At 42.2% G+C, this 26,114-nt stretch carries 20 protein-coding genes; 10 read left to right on the top strand and 10 right to left on the bottom strand.

Annotation, left to right across the window (positions count from 1 at the left end):
- The first annotated feature begins 208 nt into the window (after positions 1-208).
- Positions 209-1,180: an endonuclease gene (locus tag AC5JQI_RS10480; protein WP_493914658.1), complete on the top strand. Its 972-nt coding sequence runs from the start codon at positions 209-211 to the stop codon at positions 1,178-1,180.
- A gap of 91 nt (positions 1,181-1,271) precedes the next feature.
- Here the strand turns inward: AC5JQI_RS10480 and AC5JQI_RS10475 are convergent, their stop codons facing one another.
- The 4 genes from AC5JQI_RS10475 to AC5JQI_RS10460 all read right to left on the bottom strand — a co-directional run bounded on the left by AC5JQI_RS10475 (position 1,272) and on the right by AC5JQI_RS10460 (position 5,050).
- Positions 1,272-2,498, bottom strand: coding sequence for an ATP-binding protein (locus AC5JQI_RS10475; RefSeq protein WP_493912112.1), 1,227 nt, complete (start codon positions 2,496-2,498; stop codon positions 1,272-1,274).
- 66 nt (positions 2,499-2,564) lie between these two features.
- A complete protein-coding gene (locus tag AC5JQI_RS10470; RefSeq protein WP_323855261.1) occupies positions 2,565-2,723 on the bottom strand; it encodes a DUF2474 domain-containing protein in 159 nt (52 codons plus the stop codon).
- Entirely contained in the window at positions 2,704-3,711 is a 1,008-nt protein-coding gene (gene cydB, locus AC5JQI_RS10465; RefSeq protein WP_493912111.1) for a cytochrome d ubiquinol oxidase subunit II, read from the bottom strand. The genes AC5JQI_RS10470 and cydB overlap by 20 nt, the downstream gene beginning before the upstream one ends.
- On the bottom strand, positions 3,701-5,050 hold the full coding sequence (locus AC5JQI_RS10460; protein WP_493912110.1) for a cytochrome ubiquinol oxidase subunit I: 1,350 nt from the start codon (positions 5,048-5,050) through the stop codon (positions 3,701-3,703). Before AC5JQI_RS10460 ends, cydB begins: the two co-directional genes overlap by 11 nt.
- A gap of 192 nt (positions 5,051-5,242) precedes the next feature.
- Here AC5JQI_RS10460 and AC5JQI_RS10455 point away from each other — a divergent pair, with 192 nt between their 5' ends.
- The 7 genes from AC5JQI_RS10455 to AC5JQI_RS10425 all read left to right on the top strand — a co-directional run bounded on the left by AC5JQI_RS10455 (position 5,243) and on the right by AC5JQI_RS10425 (position 17,348).
- Positions 5,243-6,379: a hypothetical protein gene (locus tag AC5JQI_RS10455; protein ID WP_493912109.1), complete on the top strand. Its 1,137-nt coding sequence runs from the start codon at positions 5,243-5,245 to the stop codon at positions 6,377-6,379.
- 173 nt (positions 6,380-6,552) lie between these two features.
- Positions 6,553-6,681: a hypothetical protein gene (locus tag AC5JQI_RS10450; protein WP_272903029.1), complete on the top strand. Its 129-nt coding sequence runs from the start codon at positions 6,553-6,555 to the stop codon at positions 6,679-6,681.
- An 87-nt stretch (positions 6,682-6,768) separates the two neighbouring features.
- Positions 6,769-8,190: an aminotransferase-like domain-containing protein gene (locus tag AC5JQI_RS10445; RefSeq protein ID WP_493912108.1), complete on the top strand. Its 1,422-nt coding sequence runs from the start codon at positions 6,769-6,771 to the stop codon at positions 8,188-8,190.
- Between the two features lie 125 nt (positions 8,191-8,315).
- On the top strand, positions 8,316-8,885 hold the full coding sequence (locus tag AC5JQI_RS10440; protein ID WP_493912107.1) for a HutD/Ves family protein: 570 nt from the start codon (positions 8,316-8,318) through the stop codon (positions 8,883-8,885).
- A 607-nt stretch (positions 8,886-9,492) separates the two neighbouring features.
- Entirely contained in the window at positions 9,493-9,684 is a 192-nt protein-coding gene (locus AC5JQI_RS10435) for a hypothetical protein (RefSeq protein WP_493912106.1), read from the top strand.
- Positions 9,672-15,923: a TcdA/TcdB pore-forming domain-containing protein gene (locus AC5JQI_RS10430; protein ID WP_493912105.1), complete on the top strand. Its 6,252-nt coding sequence runs from the start codon at positions 9,672-9,674 to the stop codon at positions 15,921-15,923. The genes AC5JQI_RS10435 and AC5JQI_RS10430 overlap by 13 nt, the downstream gene beginning before the upstream one ends.
- A 474-nt stretch (positions 15,924-16,397) precedes the next feature.
- Positions 16,398-17,348 (top strand): omptin family outer membrane protease, encoded by a 951-nt coding sequence (locus tag AC5JQI_RS10425; protein WP_493912104.1) that lies wholly within the window; start codon positions 16,398-16,400, stop codon positions 17,346-17,348.
- A 142-nt stretch (positions 17,349-17,490) separates the two neighbouring features.
- On the opposite strand, the gene lhgO is transcribed toward AC5JQI_RS10425, so the two are convergent.
- The 3 genes from lhgO to AC5JQI_RS10410 are packed head-to-tail and all read right to left on the bottom strand — an operon-like array spanning position 17,491 to position 21,731.
- Positions 17,491-18,681 (bottom strand): L-2-hydroxyglutarate oxidase, encoded by a 1,191-nt coding sequence (gene lhgO, locus AC5JQI_RS10420; RefSeq protein ID WP_493912103.1) that lies wholly within the window; start codon positions 18,679-18,681, stop codon positions 17,491-17,493.
- Positions 18,674-20,644, bottom strand: coding sequence for a TRAP transporter permease (locus tag AC5JQI_RS10415; protein ID WP_493912102.1), 1,971 nt, complete (start codon positions 20,642-20,644; stop codon positions 18,674-18,676). The genes lhgO and AC5JQI_RS10415 overlap by 8 nt, the downstream gene beginning before the upstream one ends.
- 52 nt (positions 20,645-20,696) lie before the next feature.
- On the bottom strand, positions 20,697-21,731 hold the full coding sequence (locus AC5JQI_RS10410; protein ID WP_493912101.1) for a TAXI family TRAP transporter solute-binding subunit: 1,035 nt from the start codon (positions 21,729-21,731) through the stop codon (positions 20,697-20,699).
- Between the two features lie 259 nt (positions 21,732-21,990).
- Between AC5JQI_RS10410 and AC5JQI_RS10405 the strand changes: the two genes are divergently transcribed.
- Entirely contained in the window at positions 21,991-22,194 is a 204-nt protein-coding gene (locus tag AC5JQI_RS10405) for an alpha/beta fold hydrolase (RefSeq protein WP_493912100.1), read from the top strand.
- 317 nt (positions 22,195-22,511) lie between these two features.
- Here the strand turns inward: AC5JQI_RS10405 and AC5JQI_RS10400 are convergent, their stop codons facing one another.
- The 3 genes from AC5JQI_RS10400 to pth all read right to left on the bottom strand — a co-directional run bounded on the left by AC5JQI_RS10400 (position 22,512) and on the right by pth (position 25,363).
- Positions 22,512-22,691 carry a hypothetical protein gene (locus AC5JQI_RS10400; RefSeq protein WP_237387041.1) on the bottom strand — a complete coding sequence of 60 codons (180 nt, stop codon included), beginning with the start codon at positions 22,689-22,691 and terminating at the stop codon, positions 22,512-22,514.
- Between the two features lie 878 nt (positions 22,692-23,569).
- Positions 23,570-24,661: a redox-regulated ATPase YchF gene (gene ychF / locus AC5JQI_RS10395; RefSeq protein ID WP_237387040.1), complete on the bottom strand. Its 1,092-nt coding sequence runs from the start codon at positions 24,659-24,661 to the stop codon at positions 23,570-23,572.
- 111 nt (positions 24,662-24,772) lie between these two features.
- Positions 24,773-25,363: an aminoacyl-tRNA hydrolase gene (gene pth / locus AC5JQI_RS10390; protein ID WP_493912099.1), complete on the bottom strand. Its 591-nt coding sequence runs from the start codon at positions 25,361-25,363 to the stop codon at positions 24,773-24,775.
- Positions 25,364-25,737: 374 nt separating this feature from the next.
- Here pth and ychH point away from each other — a divergent pair, with 374 nt between their 5' ends.
- Positions 25,738-26,013 carry a stress-induced protein YchH gene (ychH, locus tag AC5JQI_RS10385; protein ID WP_323855399.1) on the top strand — a complete coding sequence of 92 codons (276 nt, stop codon included), beginning with the start codon at positions 25,738-25,740 and terminating at the stop codon, positions 26,011-26,013.
- Positions 26,014-26,114: the final 101 nt, after the last annotated feature.

Here is a 26,114-nt window from a genome sequence, read left to right as displayed (position 1 = left end):
ATAAAAGCGACTATTTTGTGCGTTAATCCATATTAATATTAATTAATTCAAATAATAAATGGGTTTCATCATCATTATTGAGAAAAAATGAAGAATAGTATTTGTCATTTCAGGGTATTGTCAGGCAGGATAATAGACGGATGTTATGTACAATAAGTAAATAGGTATTATTTTGAATAGTAAAATTAGCCTTTGGGCACGTTATCTTTTGGTTTTCGGATTAGCCGTATCTTTCAATGCGTGGAGTGCTCCAGCCAACTTCGAGCAAGCCAAAGTTGAATCAAGAAAGAATGTCTATGGTGATCAAACGAAATCAGGTTCAGGTACATTGTATTGTGGTTGTGATTGGCAATGGGTTGGTAAAAGCGGCGGGCGTGTTGATCTGGCTTCTTGTGGCTATCATGTAAGGTCACAGCAAACAAGAGCAGAGCGCATTGAATGGGAACATATAGTTCCGGCATGGGTATTCGGTCATCAACGCCAATGTTGGCAAAACGGCGGACGGAAAAACTGTGTTGATACAGATCCGGGGTTCCGCGTGATCGAATCGGATATGCATAATTTAGCGCCATCCATTGGTGAAGTTAATGGTGATCGCAGTAATTTCAGTTATGGAATGGTTGCCAGAAACACGCCTAATATGTATGGGGCATGTAGCAGTAAGGTGGATTTTAAATCACGCTTGTTTGAGCCACGCGACAGAGTGAAAGGTATGGTAGCCAGAGTCAACTTTTATATGCATGATCGTTATAACCTTACGATGTCACGTCAGCAGCAACAATTGATGATGGCATGGGATCGTCAGTATCCTGTGGATGCCTGGGAGCGTAAGAGGGATAACCGAATTGCCCGGTTTATGGGGCACCATAACCCATTTGTGACTGGTAGTAAGAAATGGGAATTGGGACACAAAAATTCAGGTCAGGGTTTGGTGGCTCAAAATAGTACGTCAAAGCTGAATAATCTGCATGCTGAGAACAATTCGGCACCAAGTAAAAAAATTGCATCAAAAACGGTGCACGGTGAAACCATAAAAGGAAATAAAAATAGCCAGATTTATCATTTTGAACACTGCTCTGGTTATAAAACAGTGGCAGATAAGAATGTTGTTTATTTTCGCACTGAAGCCGAAGCCAGAAAAGCAGGGTATCATTTGGCAGGTAATTGCAAGAAGTACTGAGAAGGGAGAATGTTTGGCTTTTTGTGATTATTATTCAATATATTATCAATGAAAAGTTAAAGAATGTTTCAGTAAAAATTAACACTATTAATTAAAGTGGGAACTGAATCTCAATTTCGGTTCCGCTTTTTTTATGTTTTTTAATCTTAATTTGTCCCGATATCAGAAATACTCGTTCCCGCATAATTGCCAGCCCAAATTGCTCTTGTTCTGTTAATGCTTGAGGCATACCACAGCCATTATCGCTAATCACGGTGATAATCTTTTTCCCGACAGGATAAATACGAATACTGATCCAGCTTGCGGAGGCATGTTTATAACAGTTATTCAAGGCTTCCCGAATAATCTGTACCAGATGTCGTGCATGACCAGTGGGGATAATTTGATGGGTTATCCGATAATGAAATTCAATATTGAATCCTAACCGATGATTAAATTCTCTGATCAAAGCCTTCAATGATTCATGCAAATCCTGATGGTTTTTTTCTGTTCGCAGTGAAGACAGCATCTCTCTGAATTGCTGACCCGCGATATCCAATTCTTCCTTAATCATTCTTAAGGAGATTAATCCCTGCCGTGAGAATTTATCGGTGCGGAAGTGCAGGCTATTGATCTGAATCTTCAGGAAAAGGAATGATTGTGCAACGGTATCATGCAGATCTCTGGAAATGGATTTTCTATCATCACTGATGCGTTGCTGAATCTGCTGGCGTACTGTATTTTTGAGTGATAAATGTTTTGCAAGTGCGCTAACAACAGACTGAATAAGATTCCGTTCATAAACAGACAGAACTTGATCCTGATGGATGATAATTTGAATCATTCCGTGGAAAGTTTGTTTATCATATAAATCCCATTTCAGCAGCCGTGGAAGATAAGTATCTAAAGTATTATCCGGATATTCAAAATGGTATTTCCTTTGTGGGTGATAAAGTATGATTCTGACTTCATTAAAAGCAACTAGTTGATTGAGTGCATAAAATACCGTGTAAAAATTATCAGATAATGAAGTGTTAAGGCTGAGTTGGGTATGAACAGATATGAGAAAACGTAAATACTGCTTTTCCTGTTTTAAGATTATTATTTTTTTCTGTTCTTTGGTGGAAAATAGTGTGATGCGAAACGAAATAAAGTTTGACTTATGGAGTAAGACAAATAAATAGATAATACTCAAGACGTTAAATATCGCCCACAGTTTTTCAATCAATGTGAGTGGGGTGTTGAATCCCAGAAAAAGGAGCACAAACAAATTGATAGCGATCGCCGTACCACACAATAAACCTATTGCTGCTACTGGATTGCTAAAAAAGGTTTTCATCAGTTAAACGATCCTCTTGTTGCCCTGATCAAAACCTTAGCTCAATTAGTTAAAAAAGGTTAATTCTCATCTGATTTTCATTCCTGCCGTTGTCATTAAGACACGAAATAACGTGGAAACAGCATATAATGCAAGTACACTGCAAAACCATATCATTACCATCCAACCCAAGCGTTTCCATAGCGTAGAGCGTTGCGGGTTTGTTTCAGTGGTAACCTTGTTCATGGTTGATTTTTCCTCGGAAGACATAATAACTCCAAAAGGTATAAGTCAGAATAATCGGGATGATGAACAGAGCGCCAACCAGCATAAAGCCGAGAGATTGAGGCGGAGAGGCGGCCTCTTCATAGCTAATGAAAGGAGGGATAATGTTCGGCCAGATACTGATACCCAATCCACTGAAACCCATGAAAATCAGTAATAGTGCAGTTAAAAACGGGAGGTAATGGCTTGAGTGTCGGGTAGCTTTTAATAGCTGCCAGCCTGACCACAATATCAATAATGGCACGGGCATGAAGAAAAACAGATTTGGCAGACTGAACCAGCGTGCAGCGATTGTTGAGTTAGCGAAAGGTGTCCAAATGCTGATAACGGCAATGATCGCAAGCATCAATAACGTCAGTGGGCGCAGCACACGATACATCTGTTGTTGCAGATGACCTTCGGTTTTCATCACCAGCCAGCCGCAACCTAATAAAGCATAAGCAATGATAAGACCTAATCCACAAAAAAGAGGGAAAGGCGCCAACCAATCAAAATAGCCACCAATATAAACACGATTTTCGACTGGAAACCCTTCAATAACAGCGCCAACAACAACACCCTGCATAAATGTGGCAAGGATTGATCCACCAATGAAAGCTTTATCCCAAAAATGTTGGTGTTTTGGCGATGACTTGAAGCGAAACTCAAAAGCGACACCACGGAATATCAGCCCCAGAAGCATAATGGTGAGTGGAATTGTCAGCGCATCCAAAATGACGGCATAAGCCAGAGGAAATGCGCCAAATAATCCGGCGCCTCCCAACACTAACCAGGTTTCATTTCCATCCCAGACGGGAGCCACAGAATTCATCATCAAATCACGATCAGATTGCCCTTTAATCGCCGGATACAAAATACCAATCCCAAGATCAAAACCATCCATTACGATATACATCATGGTACTGAATATGATGATCAGGAACCAAATAAGAGGAAGATCAATACCCATTTACTGACTCCTTATCAGGGGATTGAGAGAGACCTTTGCGGATAAGTTTCATCATATAGGCGTAACCAACACCGAAAACGGCACCATAGACGATGAAGAAAATAAGCAGGCTGATGCTCATGTGGACCTCTCCATGTGCTGAAACCGCCTCTTTGGTACGCATAAGGCCATAAACGACCCATGGCTGGCGGCCGATTTCCGTTGTAAACCATCCGGCCAGAATAGCGATAAGGCCGGAAGGTGCCATCAGGAATATAAAGCGCAGAAAAAGTCGGTTCTCATAAAGGCGCTTTTTATGGCGCAGCCACAGTCCCCAAATACCGGCTACAATCATCAAAATCCCCAATCCGACCATGACACGAAATGACCAGAACACCATAAAGGCATTTGGGCGATCTTCCACCGCAAACTCTTTTAGTGCCGGAATTTGCTGATCCAGACTGTGTGTCAGGATCAGGCTGGCAAGATAGGGGATTTTAACGGCATAACGTGTTTCTTCGGTTTCTTGATTAGGCATACCAAATAAAATTAAAGGAGTGGGTTCTCCGGGATGATTCTCCCAATGTCCTTCCATTGCGGCAACTTTAGCGGGTTGATATTTCAACGTATTTAACCCGTGCATATCGCCAATCAGAGCTTGTAACGGAGCAATAATCAGGATCATCCACATCGCCATTGACAACATTTTTCGCATGGCTGATGAATCATTACCTTTCAGCAGGTGCCAGGCTGCCGAAGCCGCGATAAAAAATGCTGAGGCAAGGAATGCAGCAGTTCCCATATGCAAAAGACGATAAGGAAAGGAAGGATTGAAAATGACCGCCAGCCAATCAACAGGGACAACCTGATTACCGACAATCTCATAACCTTGTGGTGTCTGCATCCAGCTATTGGAGGCTAATATCCAGAATGTAGAGATAATAGTCCCGAGTGCCACCATGCAGGTAGCAAAAAAGTGTAGTTTTTCTCCAACCCGGTGCCAGCCAAACAGCATGACACCGAGAAATCCTGCTTCAAGGAAAAATGCTGTCAGCACCTCATAAACCAGTAAGGGACCTGTGATAGAACCAGCAAAATCAGAAAAGAAGCTCCAGTTGGTACCGAATTGATAGGCCATCACTAAACCAGAAACAACGCCCATACCGAAATTAACTGCGAAAATTTTTGACCAGAAGTGGTATAACATTTTGTAATCGGTATTACGTGTTTTAAGCCACAAACCTTCCAACACTGCCAGAAAGCTGGCTAAACCTATCGTAATAGCAGGAAAGATAATATGAAAAGAAACCGTGAATGCAAATTGTATCCTTGCGAGTTCAAGGGCATTTAACCCGAACATAGTGACCTCTTATTGAAATCTATTGGAGATATGGGTAAACGAAGTTAGAAGGTCAGACAAGTAAAACATAAGAGAGGTAGGTATAATAGTTACAATTTTTAATTTATAATATATAACAGTTTGGCCTCATATTAATGTATTGAATGGATTAATCATTTGTTAAATAAATCAAATTTAGTTTGAGGTAATACCATGAATAAAAACGTTATGGTGGTTTTTGGACTTGATAGTCCTCGAGAATGTTATTTAGAAAAACTATATAATCAAAAAAAATTTAGAGATGGTAATATCTATATAACTATAGATATTCTGAGTTCTTCATTAGGATTAGAATTATCTTCAGATGATTTTTTAAATGCCATAAGCCATTTTATAAAAAACAAAAATAAAACGCTTAATGATTTATATTCCTCTAATCGATTAAAATCTCAAAAAAACTTCTATGCTTTAATGTGGTGTTTTAATCATGAAAAAGGAAAAGATAGTTATTCTATTACACCAGAACAAGAAAAAATACTTATGGATTTAATCGATCCAGATACTGTTCATTACTTACTGAATAGCTGGGGTGATTTTTTAAATAGGAAGTTAGGTGAAATATCTCTTCATGATACCTTTACAAGAAGAAATGATAATAAAAATAAATTTGGAAAAGCAAAGTCATATAGTAATTATAAGGCCGGATTTTTGACCAAAAATGTTCCTTTTCACTATGTAAAGAAAAAATTAAATGAAGAAGAAATGATAAAATCGGGGAAATTATATAGCGATTCTTCACTAACACACTCAAGTTTAGTTAATACAATCAAAGATAAAAATTATACTCATAATGCTTTTGCAAGTTATCTAAAAAGTGATGGGGAAGGTATTTCAAATCTTTTAAATATCAGGCATGAGATTGGCCACCTTGGGCCTGATTATGATTGCTTTGAAAGTTATGAAAAGAAGTATCATGGAGAATTAATTACAAGAACTTTTATAAAATCATATTGGCGTAAAATATCAAAACTGGCGATTGATTGGGTTGAAGCACAAGCTGGTGATGCAAATTCACCGATTAAAGGATTAGTATTTTATATGGAAAATGATAATCGGTTTAAGAAATATAAAGAAAAATCTAATATAGATGAAAGAAATTTTCATCAAAATTGGCAAGACAGTGATTATAAAGATATTGGTTCCCTTGACTATAGATCTCCGATTGCTCATTCAGAACTTAGACATGCAAGAAAATTAATGAATAGGGATTCTAATCATCATATAGAATTAGTTTATACCAATGATAAAGGCATTCTTAACCGTATTAAAAAATTCCTTAATGAACAGTAAGATACTATTCCGGTAGATATTTATTGCTGCAACTTGCTGTAACACGGGGTACGGATAAAAACCAAAGTATACACACAATAATAAGTTTTTTGAGTTGAGTCATTTTATACCTGTCGTCTTTTAAGTTGCAGCTTTGTTGGCTGCGCTCACTCACCCCGGTCACATAGTTATCTATGCTCCAGGGGATTAATGAAAGGCTCCTGCCTTTCACCGGAGGCCAGCCTTTGGCTGGGCAAATTCGTTCCCGACGAATTTGTCATTCCCTTGCCGTCGCGCTGCATCTTGAAATCCAATGGGTATAGAGTGTTTTTTGTTTCTGAGAAGACAGAGTATAATAGTTTATTTTTAATTGAAAGATAACTATAACAATTTAAGCAAAGGCCAGGCTTATGACGCGTTATGAACAATTAGCGGGAGTGATCCGCCAACAGATAGAAGACGATATATGGCAAGTTGGTGACAGGTTGCCATCATTGAGAGAGTCGGTTAAATCGTCAGGTTTGAGTCTGATGACGGTGCTGCAAGCTTATCAACTACTGGAAAGTCAGGGATGGATCGTAGCACGTCCTCAATCAGGGTATTATGTTGCCACTCGCTTAAAACCTTTTGCGGCGGCAAAAGGAGGAAGAGGGCTGAATTTAAGCGAGAGTGTAGAGATTAGTGCTTCAATTTTTGATGTTTTACAGGCATGTAAAGATCCGAAAATTATTCCTTTCGGTTCGGCATTTCCCGATCCTTCTTTGTTATTAGACCCTAAATTGTCAAAAACACTGGCTTCAGTCGCCCGTCGTTTTGTTCCACACAGTTCGCTGGCAAATCTTCCGCCTGGTAATGAAAAATTACGGCGGAATATATCCCGTCGCTATGCTTCCCACGGTATCCATATTTCGCCGGATGAAATCGTCATTACTGCGGGCGCTATGGAATCATTAAGTTTCAGCCTGCAATCCGTCACTTCGCCGGGGGATTGGGTGGTGATTGAATCGCCGGCTTTTTATGGTGCATTACAGGCGATAGAACGGTTACGTTTGAAAACGATCGCTATTAAGACTGATCCGCAGACAGGCATTGATTTGGATACATTAGAAGAGATTGTACAAAAATACCCGATCAAAGCGTGTTGGCTGATGTCGCGTTATCAAAATCCACTGTGTTGCACAATGTCTTCTGAAAATAAACAACGGTTGGTGGAGATTCTGAATCAGAACCAAATCGCTTTGATTGAGGATGATGTATATGGTGAATTGTATTTCGAACAAGAGCCTCCTGCGCCGATAAAATCATGGGATACAGCAAATAATTTCATGCATTGCTCATCATTTTCAAAATGCCTTGCGCCGGGGTATCGGGTCGGTTGGGTAGCAGCGGGAAAACATGCGCAGAAAATTCAGCAATTACAGATGATGAGTACGGTGTCTGCCAGTACGCCAACACAGTTGGCAATTGCGGATTATCTGGCTCAGGGGGGGTATGACAATCACCTGCGGCGCTTGCGACGCCAATTGGAGCAGCGACAAAGTCAGATGCTACGCACAATCCGTGAGTATTTCCCTCAATCTGTGAAAGTGAACAGTGCCCGTGGAGGCTATTTCCTTTGGCTGGAATTTGAGCCGCCTTTCAATGCTAATCGGTTATATCAGCTGGCGTTGGCGAAAAATATTAGCATTGCGCCGGGCAGCATGTTTTCTACCAGTTCTCAATTTGATCACGCTTTCCGCTTGAATACCTCGTTTGCATGGAATGAAGAGCAGGCTTTGGCAATGAAAGATTTGGGTAATTTATGCCACATGATTTTAAGGGAATGCGGGTAATTAATCACATTTCAACTATCTCGATATTGTCGCAGAAAGAATTATTTGCGAATGTTTCTGTTAACAATTAGATAATAGTCATCTTTTGTTGTTGTAAACAGAATATAAAATGGTGAAGGAGTGGCATGAAAATGAAATGTTTTGATTATGCAACGTTACCAAAAGAGCAATGGTCTGAAGGGAGAGGTGAAACAAGGGATATTGTGTGTTGGCCGGTTGCTGATGATTTTGCCTGGCGGGCTTGCTTTACAACGATTCATCAAAGTGGGGTATTGGCGCAATATTCTGATATTGAACGTTCTATCGTATTATTGAAAGGAAAAGGAATGCGTTTGACCAGTCCAGGGTTCCTGGAACATGAACTGGCGAAGAAAATGATCCCATTCCATTTTTCAGGTGATATCCAAGGCCATGCAGAACTGCTGGATGGCTCTGTTCAGTGTTTCAGTATTATGACTCGTCGTTCGTGTTGGGTTTCTGAGATATCTGTGGTTTCTGATGAGCGTTTACTACCGACGGCCCACAGTGGCGTGCTTTATGTATTGAAAGGTCGCTGGGAAATGACGGGTTCGAATAGTTTTCAGCTTGCTTTTGGTCAAGGTGCATGGTGGTTGCCGGAGATGAGGGAGGGAACGATTAAGCCACTGGTTGCGGATAGTCAGTTATTGTGGGTGGATTTGCGCCCAATTGAATAAATTATATTATTCAAAGGATTGTAAGTTGAGATCAACAGAAAGCAGCTTGATAAATGTCAATGGAGTCAGTGACGGGTTTTATATCTGTTTGCTGACTCTTTTCTATAAATGACTATTTCATAATAGTGCTACACTCATTTTTTTGTATTTCCGGTTTTCCTGTGATGAAAGTGATCGCAAAATCGGACTGAGATTCCCTCAATTGTTCTATTATTTCAATATTCCAAAAATTTATTTAGGTACCTAAAATAAAACAAACGATAACAAACACTATTATTATAAATCAATCAATTGATTATAATTGTAATATCATTTGAAAAAATAATTGATAATGATTATTGTTTGTATTTGAAGAGGGACTTCCACCTTACGAGAGCAGTTTTTGACTTAAATTTTCTGATCTCAATATGGGTCATTACCTTTTATTTAGTACGTCTTATTTCTAACTATTCACTTTAGGTGGGTTTGCAGCCCAGCTATGAACTTTGCAGATGAAGGATTGAGTTCTCGCCCAGACGGGTCGGGGAACTTGTCATGATCCTATTTAACATATTGTAAATACTATCATTTATTGATTATATAATAGGATCTTTTAAGGAGGATGATCATGCCTAGTACCAATAATAACCACCAATCTGAGTTACTTCCTGCGACAGCCTTTACCAAATATACTCCACTTGAAAATACCCTGACGGGAATCTTGCAGAAGCGAGGATACGACATATCCAACCCAGCATTGCTGGCACAAGCGGTACGGGATCGTGAGCTTAAGGGGGACTTGTGCCTATGGAGGGTGTAACTGAACCCCGTCAGGGCAGTGCCGATATCCAGCAGTTTGCCATCGATCCAATTTCGTTTGCTAAATCCAACACCATCAGTGCAGAAACATTAACCAGGGTGGGGCGAATTCCGGCAGAGGGGCGTGCTCAATTGGTGAAGATTAAGGCAGGTTTATACGAAGTCGAATACACTGATCTAAGCACGAGTGATCTCTCTGAGAGTGACGTGAAGAGTGTGCCAGCGTATTTTCTCGGTTACAACGGTGAAAATCAGGCTAATGCGTTGCCTGCTTACGTGGATATTCCTAAGCATGCGGTTCCGGGGAGTTTTCTGTTCACCGCGTCATTGTCGGGATGTTCGATTGTGGTGACCAACCTTGATGACAATACTTACCGGGTCTACCACGATGGTCGAGTTAATAGTTCGTTGCTGTATGACAACGTTGTCATGGCAGTGGATTTCAAGGATTACCAAGTAGTGGGTACCTCTGAAGGCCTTGCTGCGACTTATATGCAATACGTCAATGATGAATGGAAACTGGTGTTCCAGCGTCAGGAGTATCAGCAGGACGGTCATATGCTCTGGCCGAAGCTACGCAGCGGCGGGGAGCCAATATCAATTCAGATCGCTGACAGTCAAGTGTCTGAGCATAGTCAGTCCCAATTTACTGATTACCGTGAACAGATTCACCAAAAATTCAAAAAGGTCGCTGTCCAGTTCGGAGTTTCAGTTGAAGGGATCTCTGATGGTGTATACGAAGGGGGAGAGTTTTCTTCTCATCATCCAGCGATTGCAGCGTGGATTGAGTTGCGTGACAAGGTTCAAGCCAAGATCACGGCAGAGACTCAGCCATTGGTGGACAAACGAAGCGAACTGTATAATATCCGAAACAGCACCAGAAAAAGTTCTCAGCTTGCCCTGATTAATCAACAGATAAAACAGCTCAATATCACGCTGGAGTTCTACAAGGAGCAATACGATTCAGTTTTGCGTGAAATGTCCTCCGTCGAACAAAGCTGGTTATGGCAGCAAATCAAATCCAAGAGCGGTATAGATGCCGTATTGCAGATTAATGATATATCTATTCAGAGTGGCGGTCAGAAACATACCCGTAGCCTGGGTGAGCGTTATGCTATTGCCGAAGCTTACCAGAGAAGGGGACCGAGTACCGAGTTTGTTGATGGCTTGCGCAACTTTCAGGATATCAGCATCCCGGATTTTAACGATAAAATGTCAGTTCTGGAAATGAAAAGCCTGTTTTTTGACAACAAGCTTACTCTCAGGCAGCGAGGTGCCTTGAGCGGCCATATCACTGACGCTAGCCGGTCCGAGTACATTGACAAGGTCCTGAAACAGACAGCGGTATTCAGCGAGGATTTTAAGCGTGCCGGTAGCAGCTTCAATCTCTTGGCGCCACAAGATTTTTATCTGTCATTGGTCGGAGACGTATCTGGCGGGCGTTGCTATCCCTTGGTCAGAGCCATGGCGGTCGCGCTGGCCAGCAATGGCAAGGCGGGTATCAACAGCCTGGTGGAAAAACTCTTTCTTGCCGCAGCCTCCCCTCAGGCAGGTAGTTCCACACTGCTAAAAAACAGTCTGGTAACACTGCACTCCAATGTTGAAGCCGTACAGGCGTCAACGGTGAAAGGGCAAGTTACCTTGTCCGAAGTCGTTTCCCTGCTGGAGGGCGCGACTGGAACCTCGACGTTCTCTCTCAATACCCGGAATCATGCGATGATGGTGGGATCTACTGCCGGAGCTGAAGGACGTCGTTACTATTTCTATGATCCGAATGTCGGGATTTTTGCATTCGACGATGCGACCAATTTCTCCCGTGGCATGAATCAACATCTGGTGAAGCGCAATTTGGCCATTCATTACGGTTCATTTGGCAGCAAATCGGTTCCTGTCTTCAACTTAGTGCAGATCGATCCCGTCAAGATGGCAAAAGTATCAGTGGGTAATGGCTTGGACGTCGCTGACTTGACCCTCCCCGTAGAACTGTCCACTGTTATAGAGCAACGGCGGAAGGTCAAGCAAATGATCAACGCCCAAGAGAGGGTTGCCGAGGATACTCAGTTACGCACCACATTGGTTACCCTTGAGGCTGAGCAGTGGGGAGCAAAATTTGACGGAGCAATTATAAGGCTTGCTCAGGAAAATAAGCTTGACTCGTGCTGGATGCCGGTGATTGGTAATATCGAGGATCAGGGTGAAGATCGTTATCGCATCCAATTCATCAATCGCGATAACCTTGATGAGACTCGCTGGGTGAGCAGCAACGATGTTACCTTTGTCAAATTCCGCCGCTTCATTGATAAACATATACATACCCTGAGCCAGCATTTCACCCTCAAACGCGGTCAGATACAGCGCAATAGTGGTATTAGTGAGGCAGCTCCGATTGATGGGCTGAACGCTGGATTTGCTCTACAGGCGTTGATCCAATGGTTTGCCGACAAGAACCGCAACGATGCGGCACATGGGATCTCTTCGCCAGATTTGAGCGCCGCACTCAAGATCCACAGTTACCTTAACTACGCTCAGATGATGCGCGGTGGCGTGAACGACGCAGTCAATGTTACCAGGCTGGTGAGTACAGCATTGCGCGGCGAAATAGTGGGTGCCGAAACTTCACTCAAAGAGTTTTCTTCAGCGCTGGCCCATGCCACCAACGAGGGTATAGGCTTGCTTTTTGGTGTAGCCTCTATTGGGTTAGACGCCTATGAACTCGCCCATGCAGAAACTGACACACAGAAAGCGGTATTCGGGACTCAACTGGCGTTTGATTCGGCCAGCTTTGTTACTGATGCTGCCGGGGCAGGTGCCGGAATGGTCGGTGCCTCGACAACTGCGGCAGTCCTCGGTGGTTCTGGGGTACTCTTCGGCGGACTGGCAGTGGGCTTCACAGCACTGGCTCAAGCTTTTGGTGCGGTCGCCGAGGATGCCAAGGCAGTGGGGCATTATTTCGATATGCTCGATAAGGCCTACGAGGGTGATGGTTATCGGTATGATAGCAAGCAAGACGTGTTGGTGCCCCTCGCCGGAGCTGTGATCAAGACTTTGGATCTGCGTAATAAACAGGTGAGTTTCGACAGTCAGTACATCTATCGTACCCATTCTGGTTCTACAGGCTCAGGGGAAATCAATTATTTCTTCTGGGTCGGCGATTTCCCAAGGATGGTGCACGATCGCAGTCAAGCAATCGAGGTACGCAGCGGGATCGGACATAAGAAGGCTTCCCGTGATCTCGAGCACAGTGACAGCAATGTGCTGATCTTGCCGGGTACACCCAAGTCTTTCATTAACTATGAATATATGCAGTTACCGGGCGCAGTGACACGCCATGATGCCGGTTTCGATGTGATTCGCAAGCTCGAAAAGGATAAGCGCTTCGACTATGATTTTTACATTTTTCCGGGCGAGGTTACGATCCGTAGAATTTATCAGGAGTATGTTGCAACACCGATTGAAGTGATACTCGACCAGAGAAGCAGGAAACTGATAGTGCCTGATCTGCCCAAGGAACTGTATGGCTACCTGCATTACGAGATCAAAGGTGCTGGTGGTGAGTACCTGATCGGGCTGAACGAAGGCGCCAGCGTGAAGCTCACGAGCAACATCCTCCACAATCCGGTCGGCAAGGCACCGTCGCGCTGGATCATTGATAGCAGTTTGCTCACCAGCGATACCATCCGCGTCTTAAAGAACCGACTGGTTGTCGGTGGTGTGGTGGTTGAACTGGACCCCACCCAGAACAAGCAGGTGCTGGTGGTCAACCACCATGGTGAAGTGAGCGAGGTCGACTTCTCTGGCCTGACAACTCAGGTGGTTAGCGTAGATTCGAGCAAGTGGCAAGTGCCCGGCCAGCAAATCGAGCAGCACCTGAAAGATCTGGCCAAGGCACATCAGTTGCACGGACAGTATGTGGTAGTGGAGAACTACAGCCATAATGGGCGTGATGTTGGTCGGGCTTTCTACGATGTGGCTAAAGAGCGGATGATATTCACCGACACTACCCACGAACAGGCCAAACACGCTCAACTGGGTGCGGTGATGGACGATCATGCCTATTTCTACGATACCGATAATGCGGCGGCGTGGCGGGTAGACATCGCTACCGGACAGGTCGATGCGCAGTTTATGCCATGGTTCAATCATAATGTGGGTAAGATCAGTCGGCTGTGGCAAGAGGGGAATGCTATCTACCTGACGCACCATTATCAGATGAAGGCGGGGGAAGCTAAACTGGAATATCGGATCCTCAGTGACCGAATGGAGTTGGTCAGTTCGGTGGGTGATGATACGCTTCTCCAGTTTCTGGCAAACACCGATCCGCATCGTGGTGAGTTCAAGACCAGACTTCAAAACTACAAGAGCAATAGTACCCGACGTGAGACTTCGAGATATATATTGGGCGCCCGACTGATCCAGCCGACCATTGCGGATCTGGTCACGGTGTTCGGTATGGATGCGGCTGGCGTGGTGCACCGCTACTGGATACGTACCAGTGATGACACGCTGATCAAGCCGAATTTGGCTCCACCGGAGAATAAGATCTTGCATGTTGAAGCGTCCGAACAGAAACACATCCCGGTCGACCTCGTATTGGTGGGCAGTATTCCCCGCTCTGCTGGCGCGGAAGTGTTCTTCTTCTACAGTAAGAAGCAGAAGGCTCTGTTCCGTCAGGAAGGTTCAGGACATGCTGTTCTTGACGCCAACCATTCCATAGCATTGCGTATCAATACTCCAGTGTTGGCCAACGTGGTCAACCTGAACGACAATCTGCTGGCTGTTACCGAGGATGGGCGTGTGGCCCGGCTCGATGCGCTGGGGCAACTTAGCTACGAAGCGGTCAACGAACATTGGCTCAAGGGACGTACTCACTGGTGGCAGGATCTGGCCAGCGTCACTGACAACAGAACCACCTTGGCGGTGTTCGGGGTCAAGGGCACCGACGGCAAGAGCCTACTGTCAGTGTGGTACCACAACGGACAGGTGGTAGTGGTTTCAGCGGCATTGCAGGGTAAATCGCTACAATTTCTGGGGTTCGAAGCGGGTGGCACCTCCGCGCGGCTTTTCGAGCCTGAAAGTGGTAAGTTATATTATCAACCAGCTATGACCGCAGATGCGTTGGCTGCCGCCTTTGGCTCTGATCATATGCTTGACGCTTCAGTACAACTTCCTGTTGCCAGTGAGTTAATGCCTGAGTTGTCTTTCAAGGAGGTAAAGCAGGTTGATATCGGTATGCGCCTGATCACAGTCAAGGGCGAGATCTTGTTGCAACCTAATAATGGCAGGCCGCAGTTAGTTGGTGTTAGTAAAGAATGGTTGCAGAAAAATGTGACCGAACGGTCACAGACGCTCACTAAACTTGCCGAGCAATGGGATGCCAAAGGGGTATTGATCTTGCAGAGTAGCAGTATGCAAAGCTGGTTTGATGTTGGTAGCGGTCAGATATTTTCAGGCAATGATATTCCGGTCTCGGATCATCTTAGTTTTTTAGGCGTCAATGCAAAAAGTAAGACGGCGTATGTGCATAATCAGACGACTCAAACGCTGTACAGTCTCAATGGCGGCAAGTTTCAAATACTCAATAAACTCAAAGGAGCGAAGAGAATTGGTTCGTCGTTGTTGCTTCAAGGAGGTAGGGGCAATGACAATCTGACGCTACCGATCATTGACGGTGTTGATAGTCTGGTACTGTATGGTGGGGCCAATCACGACACTTATCAACTCAGTAAAGAGATGTGGGGTCACTATCGTACGGTGATTATCGATAATAACGATCAGAATCGGGCTTTGGATCGTCTGATTTTACCGATAACCAATCCGGAGAGCATTCTGGTGAGCCGGCACGACGATGATCTGATGTTGACCGACTCTGGCAACGGAACGGCATTGGTGGTGCGTCAGGTATTTGGTAGTCAGGCCAAGGCCCATCAGCATCTGCATATCAATCTGGAGGAGGGTTCTCCGGTGATCAACGTGGAACGCCTAGTCGAGAGCATTAGCAAACAGGGGAACACTAATAGCGTACTGATGGATTTACCCTGGGCCAGTAGGCAACCAACCATTGAGCCTCATGCAGTCACTACTGTTTCAGAGACGGAAGGTCTGAACCCGGCAAATCTGATTGGAGCAATGGCTTCATTTCCTGATTCTGGTAGTGTTCAGGGGAATCCGCTGCAAAGTCTTCAACCTGTTAAGGTTGAACAGCCGCTTTTGTTACCTAATTCCAGATTTGTCATAAGCTAAGTATAAGAAACGACAGGAGGGGCTAAATGCCTCTCCTTTCCTATCAATAATATACCAGAATTGTAGATCACTTCCTTACTCCTCATGGTACTAGGAGTAAGGGATGCTTATAATTTTAGTGTAATGACTATTATGAAATCCTATTTATTTAATAGAAGAAATTCACATTAATATATTTAACAGTAAATTACCTTGATAAAATCATATTCTTATTTGTATCTGGTTAATAAAACATTATTTTTTTCTGAATGATTTTTAATTTATTTATATTTCAGGAGGTGATTAAAAAGTAAAATCCATATATGTGAGGAAATATTAACACATACTATAAAGTTGTTATTTTTCAAAAAGAATAACTTCAAAAAGTCATGGTGAATTCTTATATTATCTATTCGAATAATAAGATGATGGTTCGCTATAAAGATAAATAAAATCTAAATGGTGAGATAAAATTTTTATTAGAGGATTGATATCATGGGAAAAGTATTAATGGCTTTTACATTGACAGCACTATCTTTTGGAACAGCAGCAGAATCGTCTTCAGAACCAAAGCTCAATTTGAATTCTGGCAACGTGTTTTTTGATATTGGTCTTGGTTGGTTGAGAGGAAAGTCGAAAGAATATGTTTATGATGTCGAAACTGGGCATAAAATGAGTGAGCTTGACTGGAAAATTGGTAACGCCTTAATTGCTAAGGGTAGTATTTCTTGGGATACTTTTTACTGGTTAACGTTAAATGCCAATGGTTGGGTTAAATTAACATCTCGTAATAGTAAGTCAGACGATTACAATTACAATTTGAATGATTCGAAAAAACAATCTCAGAGCGAATGGATCGACAAATCAGTCAGTCCAAATACTCCCCTTAATTACGCTAATGAGTTTGATTTAAATGCTATAACCTGGTTAATTAAACAGCCTGATTACAAGTTGGGCGCACTTCTGGGTTATCAAGAAACTCGTTTCAGCTGGACGGATTATGATGGTTACTATAGTTATGATGGGGGAGAGGATAAAGGAAGTTTTTCTTCTACAGCAGGTATTGGCTATCAACAAAAATATAGCCTACCGTACATCGGATTAAGGGGACAGTATCGCTATCAGGATTTGGAATTTAATGTTTTACTGAAATTTAGCCCATGGGTGAAAGCGAAAGATCACAATGAACATTATCTCCGTAGTCTGACTTTCTATGAACAATCGGATAGTGTTCGTTATTATGGTGTTGCAATAGATGCAGGTTATTATGTAACACCTGAAATTAAGGTATATACAGCCTTTGTCTGGAATAAATATCGTGAAGGTAAAGGTAACACAGTGATGCATAACAATAAAACAGATAAAACTAACTATTCTGATGATGGTTCATCAGGAATTGAAAACCGAAACTATAATATAAATTTTGGAGTCCAATATTGCTTTTAATTTTTTCTATCTACTTGTATTGCCCGGAAAATACCGGGCAATTCTTCTTCTGGGATTTATAACATAATCATGAACGAACCCATCAGGGCAAAATCTGATCTGAGCCAGTACAGATAATGCTATTGTTTTTACGATAAATTTATTAACTTATACCAAAATATCGCTTCACAATCTCTCTCCCAATCTCTATTGATGCCGTAGCCGCAGGAGAGGGCGCATTGCAGACATGCAGTGAACGGCGACCCTTTACAAAATGAAAATCATCCACCAATTTTCCATCAGTGGTAAGTGCCTGGGCACGCACACCAGCTGGACCCGGTGTAATATCTTCCAGCTGTAAATCAGGAATAAGTTTACGGGCATTTTCGGTAAAAAGCTGACGTGAAAAGGATCGGCGCATTTCTGCTACGCCCTCACAAAAATAACGAGTGGCAATCTTCCAGAATCCTTTGTAAGCCAGTATTTCTGCTAAATCCCGTGGATTGAAATCTGTCTTGTAATACCCCTCACGTTTAAATGCCAGCACCGCATTCGGGCCAACGTCCCGTTTTCCATTGTGCATCCGTGTAAAATGAACACCGAGGAAAGGAAAATCCGGATTGGGCACGGGATAAATCAGATGATTCACCAGATAGTTTTTTCTGTCGTCCAGCACATAATATTCACCACGAAATGGAACAATTTTCATGCCAGTTTCATAACCAGCCAGTTTGGCAATTCTGTCGCTATGCAATCCGGCGCAATTCACCAGAAATTTTGCCTGATAGCAGGTTTGTTGAGATTTCACTTCAACATAATCGCTTTTTTCGCTAATACCTTGGACTTGCTGCTGATAATGAATATCACCACCTCTGGTCTGAATGATTTCAGCCAGTTTTGCTGCAATTTCCGGATAATTCACGATCCCAGCATTCGGCACTAATATAGCCTCAAGCCCGTTGACGTAAGGTTCACGCTCTTTCAATTGGGCTTGTGATAGCCGGCTGACTTCAAGACCATTTTTTAACCCTCGCCGATAGATGTTTTCCAACAAAGGCAACTCTTTGAGTTGCGTTGCAACAATCACTTTGCCGCAACGGTCGTAATATAATCCGTGTTGCTGACAAAACTCATATATTGTGCGGTTTCCCTGTTTTGCCAGCCGTGCTTTTAAACTGTCAGGGGTGTAGTAAATGCCGGAATGAACAACATTGCTGTTATGACCGCTTTGGTGAGCAGCAACCCTATTTTCTTTATCCAGTATCAGCAAACGTAAGTGCGGATGTTGCTCTTGCAGGGCATTGGCAGTGCCAAGCCCGACTAATCCTGCACCAATAATAATTACGTCATACATTTTTAGGGTGTTCCTCTTTGTTATTATTTTTTATGTTATTCAACCTATTACGCAATATGTGCATGGCTCCTGCACTGATAATTAACCCTACGCCTACGAGATCGGTCAGCATTCCCGGTTTAATCAGAAGAATAGCAGCAATTGCGAAGAGAACTCTTTCTAACCAATGAATTTTATACATCCAGAAATTGGCACTGGAGATAGAAAGTGAGTAAATACCAATCAAGGCAGTCAGTATCATATAGCTGATGGACAGAACGTTTAAGTCATCGCCTTGCATTAATAACGCCGGGTTGTACACCAAAATAAAGGGAATAATAAAACCCGGAAACGCCAAACGAACAGCATCCCATGATGTTTGCATGGGATCAGCGCGGGCAATGCTGGCTGCTGTATAACTGGCAAGGGCGACGGGAGGCGTGATATTGGAAAGTGCGCCAAACCAGAAAACAAAGAAGTGAGCAGCCAGTGGCAAAACACCGGCTTTGATTAATATGGGTGACACTGTCACAGAAACGACAATATATAAGGCGGTGGAAGGTAACCCCATACTGAGAACAATGCAAACGACCATCACGACAAGCAGGATCATCCATAGCGTATTGTCAGTCAGGGAAACGATATTGAAAGCAAGGGTAGAACCAATGCCTGTCATGGTGACAACACAGATAATAACTCCGATGGTGGCACAAGCAATGGTAACTTGAATTGCACCACGAGCTGCATCATTCAGGGCGGCAGCTATTTTATTCGGAGTCATGCGAACGGAGGTATCTGGCGTTATCCAACTTGCGATAATAATTGTAATAATGCCGAGAAAACCAGCATAAATCGGTGTTTTTCCGGTTAATAAGGTACCGATTACGATAAACAGTGGCAGTAATAATAAACCACGAGCTTTCAATACAGCTTTGACTTTGGGAATATTTTCTTTGCTGATACCTTTTAATCCCTGTTTTTTGGCTTCCAAATCAATGGCAATAATCAGGGCTGCATAGTAGAGCAGTGCCGGAATAATGGCTGCAATCACAATGGTAGTGTAGGAAACACCTAAAAAGCCCGCCATGATAAATGCCGCCGCTCCCATGATCGGTGGCATAATCATTCCTCCCGTTGATGCTGTTGCTTCGACAGCGCCGGCAAAACGGGGAGATAAGCCGATATTTTTCATCAGAGGAATGGTGAAAGTCCCTGTTGTAGCCACGTTGGCAACTGCACTACCGCTGAGTGAGCCGGTCAGGGCAGACGAAATGACAGCAACCTGAGCTGGCCCTCCCCGACGGCGACCGGCAATTGCCAGAGCAAGATCATTGAACAGTGCAGTTGCTCCGCTCACACTTAAAAATGCACCGAACAAGATAAAGGTAACGATTGCTGTTGATGCGGTGGATAAGGTAATACCAAAAATACCTTCGCTGGTCATAAATAAGCGGAACAATAGGCGTTCAAGCGAAAAGCCGGCATGCCCAAATATCCCCATGAAATATTGACCGAACAGGGCATAAACGATGGAAAAAATGGATAAACCCGGTATGAAATAGCCTGTGGTTCTTCTGGCGGCCTCAAATAATACACCTAGGCCGATGACGGACATGACATAATCTGTAGTGTTGGGAATACTGTTACGTCCGACGTGTAAGTCAGTATAGGTGAAGTAAAAATATCCGTAACTGACCAACGTGAGCAGAATGAAAGAGTAATCCAAATAATTGAATTTTTGGGTTGAATAACGTTCTGAAATGGGAAACAGAATAAAACCTAAGACCAGAATTCCGCTGAGGAATATGGCATTACGGTAAAATTCCTGCGTATTGGATAATGCATTTGAGTAGATGGCATACAGAGAAATAGCGATGGCAAGTATGGTTGTCAATTTCAGGTAGAAACCACCTAAGTGGCGGCTGCCGGAACCCGCTTCTTTATCCAGTTCTGCGGAAGATAGTGCGACATTATCAGTGCTCATGGCGACTCCATAATATTATGGTCAATAACATAATGGGAAAACTCAGGGTGAATTATGGTTGGGATGGCATGGAACTAAGTTCTGGTGGTACAAGGTAATCAGGTATATCCAGGCCAATTTCGCGATAATATTGATAAGCACCGAGATGTAGTGGCACAGAGACACCTTTGAGTGCGTTTTCCGGCAAAATATACTTTGCTGAACTGTGAATTTGATGGACTTCTTTCTGATTTTCAAACATTACTTTGGTCAATTCATAGATGGTTTTTTCGTCTATTCCGCGTGTTGTCATTAGAATATTGGGTTGCGCAATAGTTTGAATGGCCCATTTCTGACGAGGGTAAGTTTCTGGATTAATGATGAAGCGGAACCATGAATTGGCGATGGCATTAATTTTATCCAGCTGTTCATCTGTCACATTCAGGATTCGGGCCGGAACACCACTGGCATACATATCCGTGACTGCTGATGCGGGTATACCCGCAGGCAGGGCGCCACCATCAAGACGACCGTCTCGCATGGCCGAAACTGTATCACCATAGCCAAGGTATTCTGGTTGAATATCTTGCTTGCTGAGATTAACTCCTTTCAGAATAATCAGCGTAGATTGTTCGGTACCGCTGGCTTGTGGCCCGACAGAAAAACGAGTACCAGAAATATCATTCAACGTACCATCTTTGATTTTTTCATTTAATAGAACAAAGTGCTCAACATTAGGCCAGAGTACTGAAATTGAGCGCAAATCCTGATAAGAGCGGTTTTCAAAATTCCGGACTCCTTGATAAGCTTCGAGGGCGATCAAACTCTGTAAGATAGCGAGTTGCGCTTCATTTTTTTGGAGTAAATCAATATTTTCAATTGAACCTGCTGAAGATTGTCCTGTAACTTGAATATTCTCCTGTTTTAAATGATTACTCCAGATATTGGCTAATCCCACTCCCATCGGATAATAAGTTCCACCAGTGGAAGCAGTAGCTACAGAGAGAAAGCGTTTATGGGTATTCTCCACCTTTCCTGCAATAGCCATGACGACCAATATACAGATGGCGAGTATCGCCAGAAGGAGTTTTATTTTTTTTATTTTCATAATGTGATTACCGGATGTTATGTAACAAATTCTTAATATTTATATTAATTTGTATACAACATTACTCCTCTAATTTAGAGTTTAATGTCATAAATTTGTGATAATCGTTTTATAAATGTTAGAAGTGAAACAGGAAATATGAAATAACTGATGGTTTTTGAGTGATAAAATCACTAAATAATTTTTAAAGAGGTAAACGTTAGATTTACCGGGGCATGGCGCGTCATCAAACGCTAGTGAACCTCGTCAGGCGTATTCAATGTCTGGTTATGCGCTTACTGTCATTGAGGTATTGGAAAAGCTAGCTATTAACAGCGTTGTGGTTTTTGGTTGGTCATTGGGAGGGCATATTGGAAATGATCGGGTTGATGATTTGTGGCACTCCACCGATATCAACTGGTGCAGAACCTTTCTGGGAAGCACCAGAGTTTATGAAGAAAACAAACTCAATAAATGCGAATAGATAATAATCAATAATAGTGGGAGTTTTGATTACATGCTTGGACAGTAACGCAGTAAAAACTCCCGCCATTATAATTTAATAAACCAAACTATTAATCATAATTTAGTTTAAAACTCTTTACTCTAAAAATCCAGTTTAAATTATAAATCAATAATTATAAATAAGCATTAAACACAAACAGTTCACCAATGATTGTTACATGAAGGCCATTGAAAATGATTTTCATGGTTACATACCTGATATGCAGATTTATTTTATACATTCATTGATGAAACATGATGAAACAGAATTTATATTTTAAATATACTGGATGTTGATTATATACAGACTTTTTTGAGGAAACCTAAGAAACCCTTATCTGATAGCAGATCGCAGCCCCCTAAGCAGATTTGCTTGGCTGAAGGACCAAAGATATTACAAGCAAGAGCTGAGGCATTAGCAGTAACAGTTGTTCCGATAATAAAGGTCAATATACAAGCAACTAATTTTTTGTTCATAATTTCATACCCTATTTTTGTGTGTAAATAAAAGTACTTGTCGTTTTCCAGCCTTGTTGGCTGCATTCATTAATGTCACTAGATTTTTCTTTAAGCTATAATATCTGGCTTATTAGAAAAGGCGTTTAATAACATAATGTCTACCACTATTAGGAATCAGGTTATAGATTATTTAGAGAGTATTCTTTACTCGCCAAAAATATACCGAGATTCACTCTGTGGCGTTAGCAGTGATAGTCGATACTATGATTCATGACAGTATAAAAGCAACTAATTTTCTATTCATGATTCCATATCTCATCTCTTCATAATGGATAAATATATCGATATTTACAACATGTTCAATATCAGAATTGAACGTGATTATTCTTGCAAGTGTTCTATGTTTTGGCTATCTATTTGTCCAATGCATTTATGATTTGTTTATAAAATAACAATGATGTATCTCTGAGATTTTTATATAAAAAAGCTACTGAATGATTTATAAGAGAAATATCCAGTTAAATTGATTTTTAATTATATCATTTCTATTTTTATTATAAATTAGGCTTTTTATTACTATGTATATGGGGATATTATAGTTGTCATCTTTCAGTCGCAGATTTGTTGATTACGCATACTTATCTTTTTATAAACATACGGTTATCTATGCTATAAAGGCAGAGGCATGTATCTTTTCATGAACCTCTATATTCCATAATGGGGAAATAGTGTGGGGGAGTGTGAGACAAACGGGATAAATCCGAGAGTTATTTTTAATGCGTTTTGATGAAATATTTTGAGATATTATAAAAGTTAAAATCCACGTTGAATTACGTGGATTTTAATGATTTTTCTGCTAATTATAAGGCATCGTTAGATGCCTCAGACATAAAAAATCAGACGTTAAATAAGAAGTTCATCACATCGCCATCTTTGACGATATAATCTTTCCCTTCTGCACGCATTTTACCTGCTTCTTTCGCACCTTGTTCACCTTTGTAAGTGATGAAATCTTCAAACGCGATGGTTTGGGCACGGATAAAGCCTTTTTCAAAGTCAGTATGAATTTTACCCGCTGCTTGTGGAGCCGTAGCGCCTACAGGGATTGTCCAGGCACGAACTTCTTTTACACCGGCAGTGAAGTAAGTTTGCAGGTTCAGCAGCTCATAGCCCGCACGAATAACACGATTCAACCCTGGTTCTTCCAGACCCAGTTCAGCCATGAATTCTTCTCGGTCGGCATCTTCCAGTTCTGCAATATCAGCTTCAATCGCAGCGCAAACAGGAACAACGACAGAACCTTCTTTTTCTGCGATGACACGAACAGTGTCAAGGTGTGGGTTATTCTCGAAACCATCTTCATTGACGTTAGCAATGTACATGGTTGGTTTCAGCGTCAGGAAGCTCAGATAGCGAATAACCGCTTTTTCTTCTGCACTCAGATTTAAAGCACGCAGCATACCTGCTTGTTCGAGGTGGGGAAGGCACTTTTCCAAAGCTTCCAGCTCTGCTTTAGCGTCTTTATCACCACCTTTGGCTTTTTTCTGTACACGCTGGATAGCGCGTTCGCAGGTATCCAGATCCGACAGAGCCAGTTCAGTATTGATAATGTCAATATCGGCAGCAGGATCAACCTGACCTGAAACATGGATGATGTTGTCGTTTTCAAAGCAACGCACAACATGGCCGATTGCTTCTGTTTCACGGATGTTGGTCAGGAATTGGTTACCCAAGCCTTCACCTTTTGAAGCGCCTTTTACCAGACCGGCAATATCCACAAACTCCATTGTGGTCGGCAGTATACGCTGTGGCTTGACGATTTCAGCCAATTGGTCAAGACGTGAGTCTGGCATCGGCACAACACCAGTGTTTGGCTCGATAGTGCAGAACGGGAAGTTTGCTGCTTCGATACCTGCTTTGGTCAGCGCATTGAATAATGTAGATTTCCCAACGTTAGGCAGGCCAACGATACCGCATTTGAATCCCATATATTTATCACCTTAAATCACTTATAAACCAACGAGCAATATGCTTGTCGGTGAGTTATACAAATTGGCGCTATTATACACGCAATAACCCGCTGCGCCACGTACTCCCAGTCAGGCGCTGGCTTTGAATGCGTGTAAACGGTTAATTGCCTTGCTCATGCCATCTTTAATCAGAATATCAGTGCAGCGCAATGCTTCATCAATGGCATCGTCAATCAGATTTTGCTCACTGGCAGGTGGCTTGCCGAGTACGAATCCCACAACTTTATTTTTATCACCCGGATGGCCTATACCAATGCGCAGGCGATGAAAGTTAGGGTTATTGCTGAATTTGTTCTGAATGTCTTTCAGGCCGTTATGACCGCCATTGCTGCCGCCTAACTTCATTTTTGCCACACCAGGCGGTAGATCCAATTCATCGTGTGCTACCAGAATCTCGTCCGGTTGGATGCGATAAAACCCGGCAAGGGCAAGGACAGATTTACCACTGAGATTCATGAAAGTGGCTGGCACCAGCAGGCGGATGTCCTGCCCATTTATATTGATACGGGCGGTATAGCCAAAAAATTTATTTTCTTCTTTCAGGGATTGGTTATAGCGGTGTGCTAATGAATCGACAAACCATGCCCCGGCGTTATGTCTGGTCTGCGCATATTCAGCTCCAGGATTTGCCAGGCCAACGATTAATTTTATGTTACTCACAGTTTTGGTTCGCTTATTGGCAATAAAACAAAAAAGGGCATTAGTTTACCTATCTAAAGGCCTGAGTACAAAACTCATTATGTGTTTTATTTTTTAGAGGCAGAAAACAAAGGCGTAATTTGAAAGATGAAGGATATACTCGTCATGCTACCGTTATTTAGGCAAATCTAGTTTGGATAAATGCAAACTATTAATAAATATTATTCCGACATAATGTAAAAAATTAGGTTCAAGTTTGTACGGATTGTGATCACCACCTCAATAACCTTTGAAAAATCAAGGCTATAATTAATACAAAGAAAGATATCTACTTTCGTGCTTTTTAGTTCGTTGGGTTTGCAAATTGCGTTCGCAAAAAGTATTGGAGGTTGGTTATGAAACGTAAAAAGGCTTTTATCTTTGGTAACATTCTCATGGGGTTGGGAATGGCTGCAATGTTTCTCAGTTTGGCTTATGTATTGCTCGGTCATGTCTTTAATTTGGGGCTGTCTGAATTATTGACGGGCGTTGCATTAATGGGGCTGTTTGTGGGGGCATTAATTTGGTTGGCAGGAGCCAGTATTGGTGGACGGGAACAAGTGGCTGATAAGTATTGGTGGTTAAAAAATTACGATGAACGTTATCGTCGCAAAAAACATAGACTCCCATGATTAATAGATTAAAAAGTAACTAATTTAATTAAGGCGGTAAAAAAATTACCGCCTTAATTGCTTTTCTTTTTATAAATTTTCTAATTTTTATCTTGAATTAA

Source organism: Xenorhabdus sp. XBWT, assembly GCF_059072735.1.
Note: the sequence above shows the minus strand (reverse complement) of the source record. Positions and strands in the feature narration are given on the sequence as shown.

Coding starts and splice junctions, on each gene's coding strand:
- AC5JQI_RS10440 (WP_493912107.1), top strand. CDS start 8,316: ATGAAAATGAAATGTTTTGATTATGCAACGTTACCAAAAGAGCAATGG.
- AC5JQI_RS10425 (WP_493912104.1), top strand. CDS start 16,398: ATGGGAAAAGTATTAATGGCTTTTACATTGACAGCACTATCTTTTGGA.
- AC5JQI_RS10460 (WP_493912110.1), bottom strand. CDS start 5,050: ATGTTCGGGTTAAATGCCCTTGAACTCGCAAGGATACAATTTGCATTC.
- lhgO (WP_493912103.1), bottom strand. CDS start 18,681: ATGTATGACGTAATTATTATTGGTGCAGGATTAGTCGGGCTTGGCACT.
- AC5JQI_RS10400 (WP_237387041.1), bottom strand. CDS start 22,691: ATGAACAAAAAATTAGTTGCTTGTATATTGACCTTTATTATCGGAACA.
- AC5JQI_RS10450 (WP_272903029.1), top strand. CDS start 6,553: ATGCTCCAGGGGATTAATGAAAGGCTCCTGCCTTTCACCGGAGGCCAG.
- AC5JQI_RS10475 (WP_493912112.1), bottom strand. CDS start 2,498: ATGAAAACCTTTTTTAGCAATCCAGTAGCAGCAATAGGTTTATTGTGT.
- AC5JQI_RS10410 (WP_493912101.1), bottom strand. CDS start 21,731: ATGAAAATAAAAAAAATAAAACTCCTTCTGGCGATACTCGCCATCTGT.
- AC5JQI_RS10435 (WP_493912106.1), top strand. CDS start 9,493: ATGCCTAGTACCAATAATAACCACCAATCTGAGTTACTTCCTGCGACA.
- AC5JQI_RS10405 (WP_493912100.1), top strand. CDS start 21,991: ATGTCTGGTTATGCGCTTACTGTCATTGAGGTATTGGAAAAGCTAGCT.
- AC5JQI_RS10445 (WP_493912108.1), top strand. CDS start 6,769: ATGACGCGTTATGAACAATTAGCGGGAGTGATCCGCCAACAGATAGAA.
- AC5JQI_RS10430 (WP_493912105.1), top strand. CDS start 9,672: ATGGAGGGTGTAACTGAACCCCGTCAGGGCAGTGCCGATATCCAGCAG.
- AC5JQI_RS10455 (WP_493912109.1), top strand. CDS start 5,243: ATGAATAAAAACGTTATGGTGGTTTTTGGACTTGATAGTCCTCGAGAA.
- AC5JQI_RS10415 (WP_493912102.1), bottom strand. CDS start 20,644: ATGAGCACTGATAATGTCGCACTATCTTCCGCAGAACTGGATAAAGAA.
- ychH (WP_323855399.1), top strand. CDS start 25,738: ATGAAACGTAAAAAGGCTTTTATCTTTGGTAACATTCTCATGGGGTTG.
- AC5JQI_RS10470 (WP_323855261.1), bottom strand. CDS start 2,723: ATGAACAAGGTTACCACTGAAACAAACCCGCAACGCTCTACGCTATGG.
- cydB (WP_493912111.1), bottom strand. CDS start 3,711: ATGGGTATTGATCTTCCTCTTATTTGGTTCCTGATCATCATATTCAGT.
- ychF (WP_237387040.1), bottom strand. CDS start 24,661: ATGGGATTCAAATGCGGTATCGTTGGCCTGCCTAACGTTGGGAAATCT.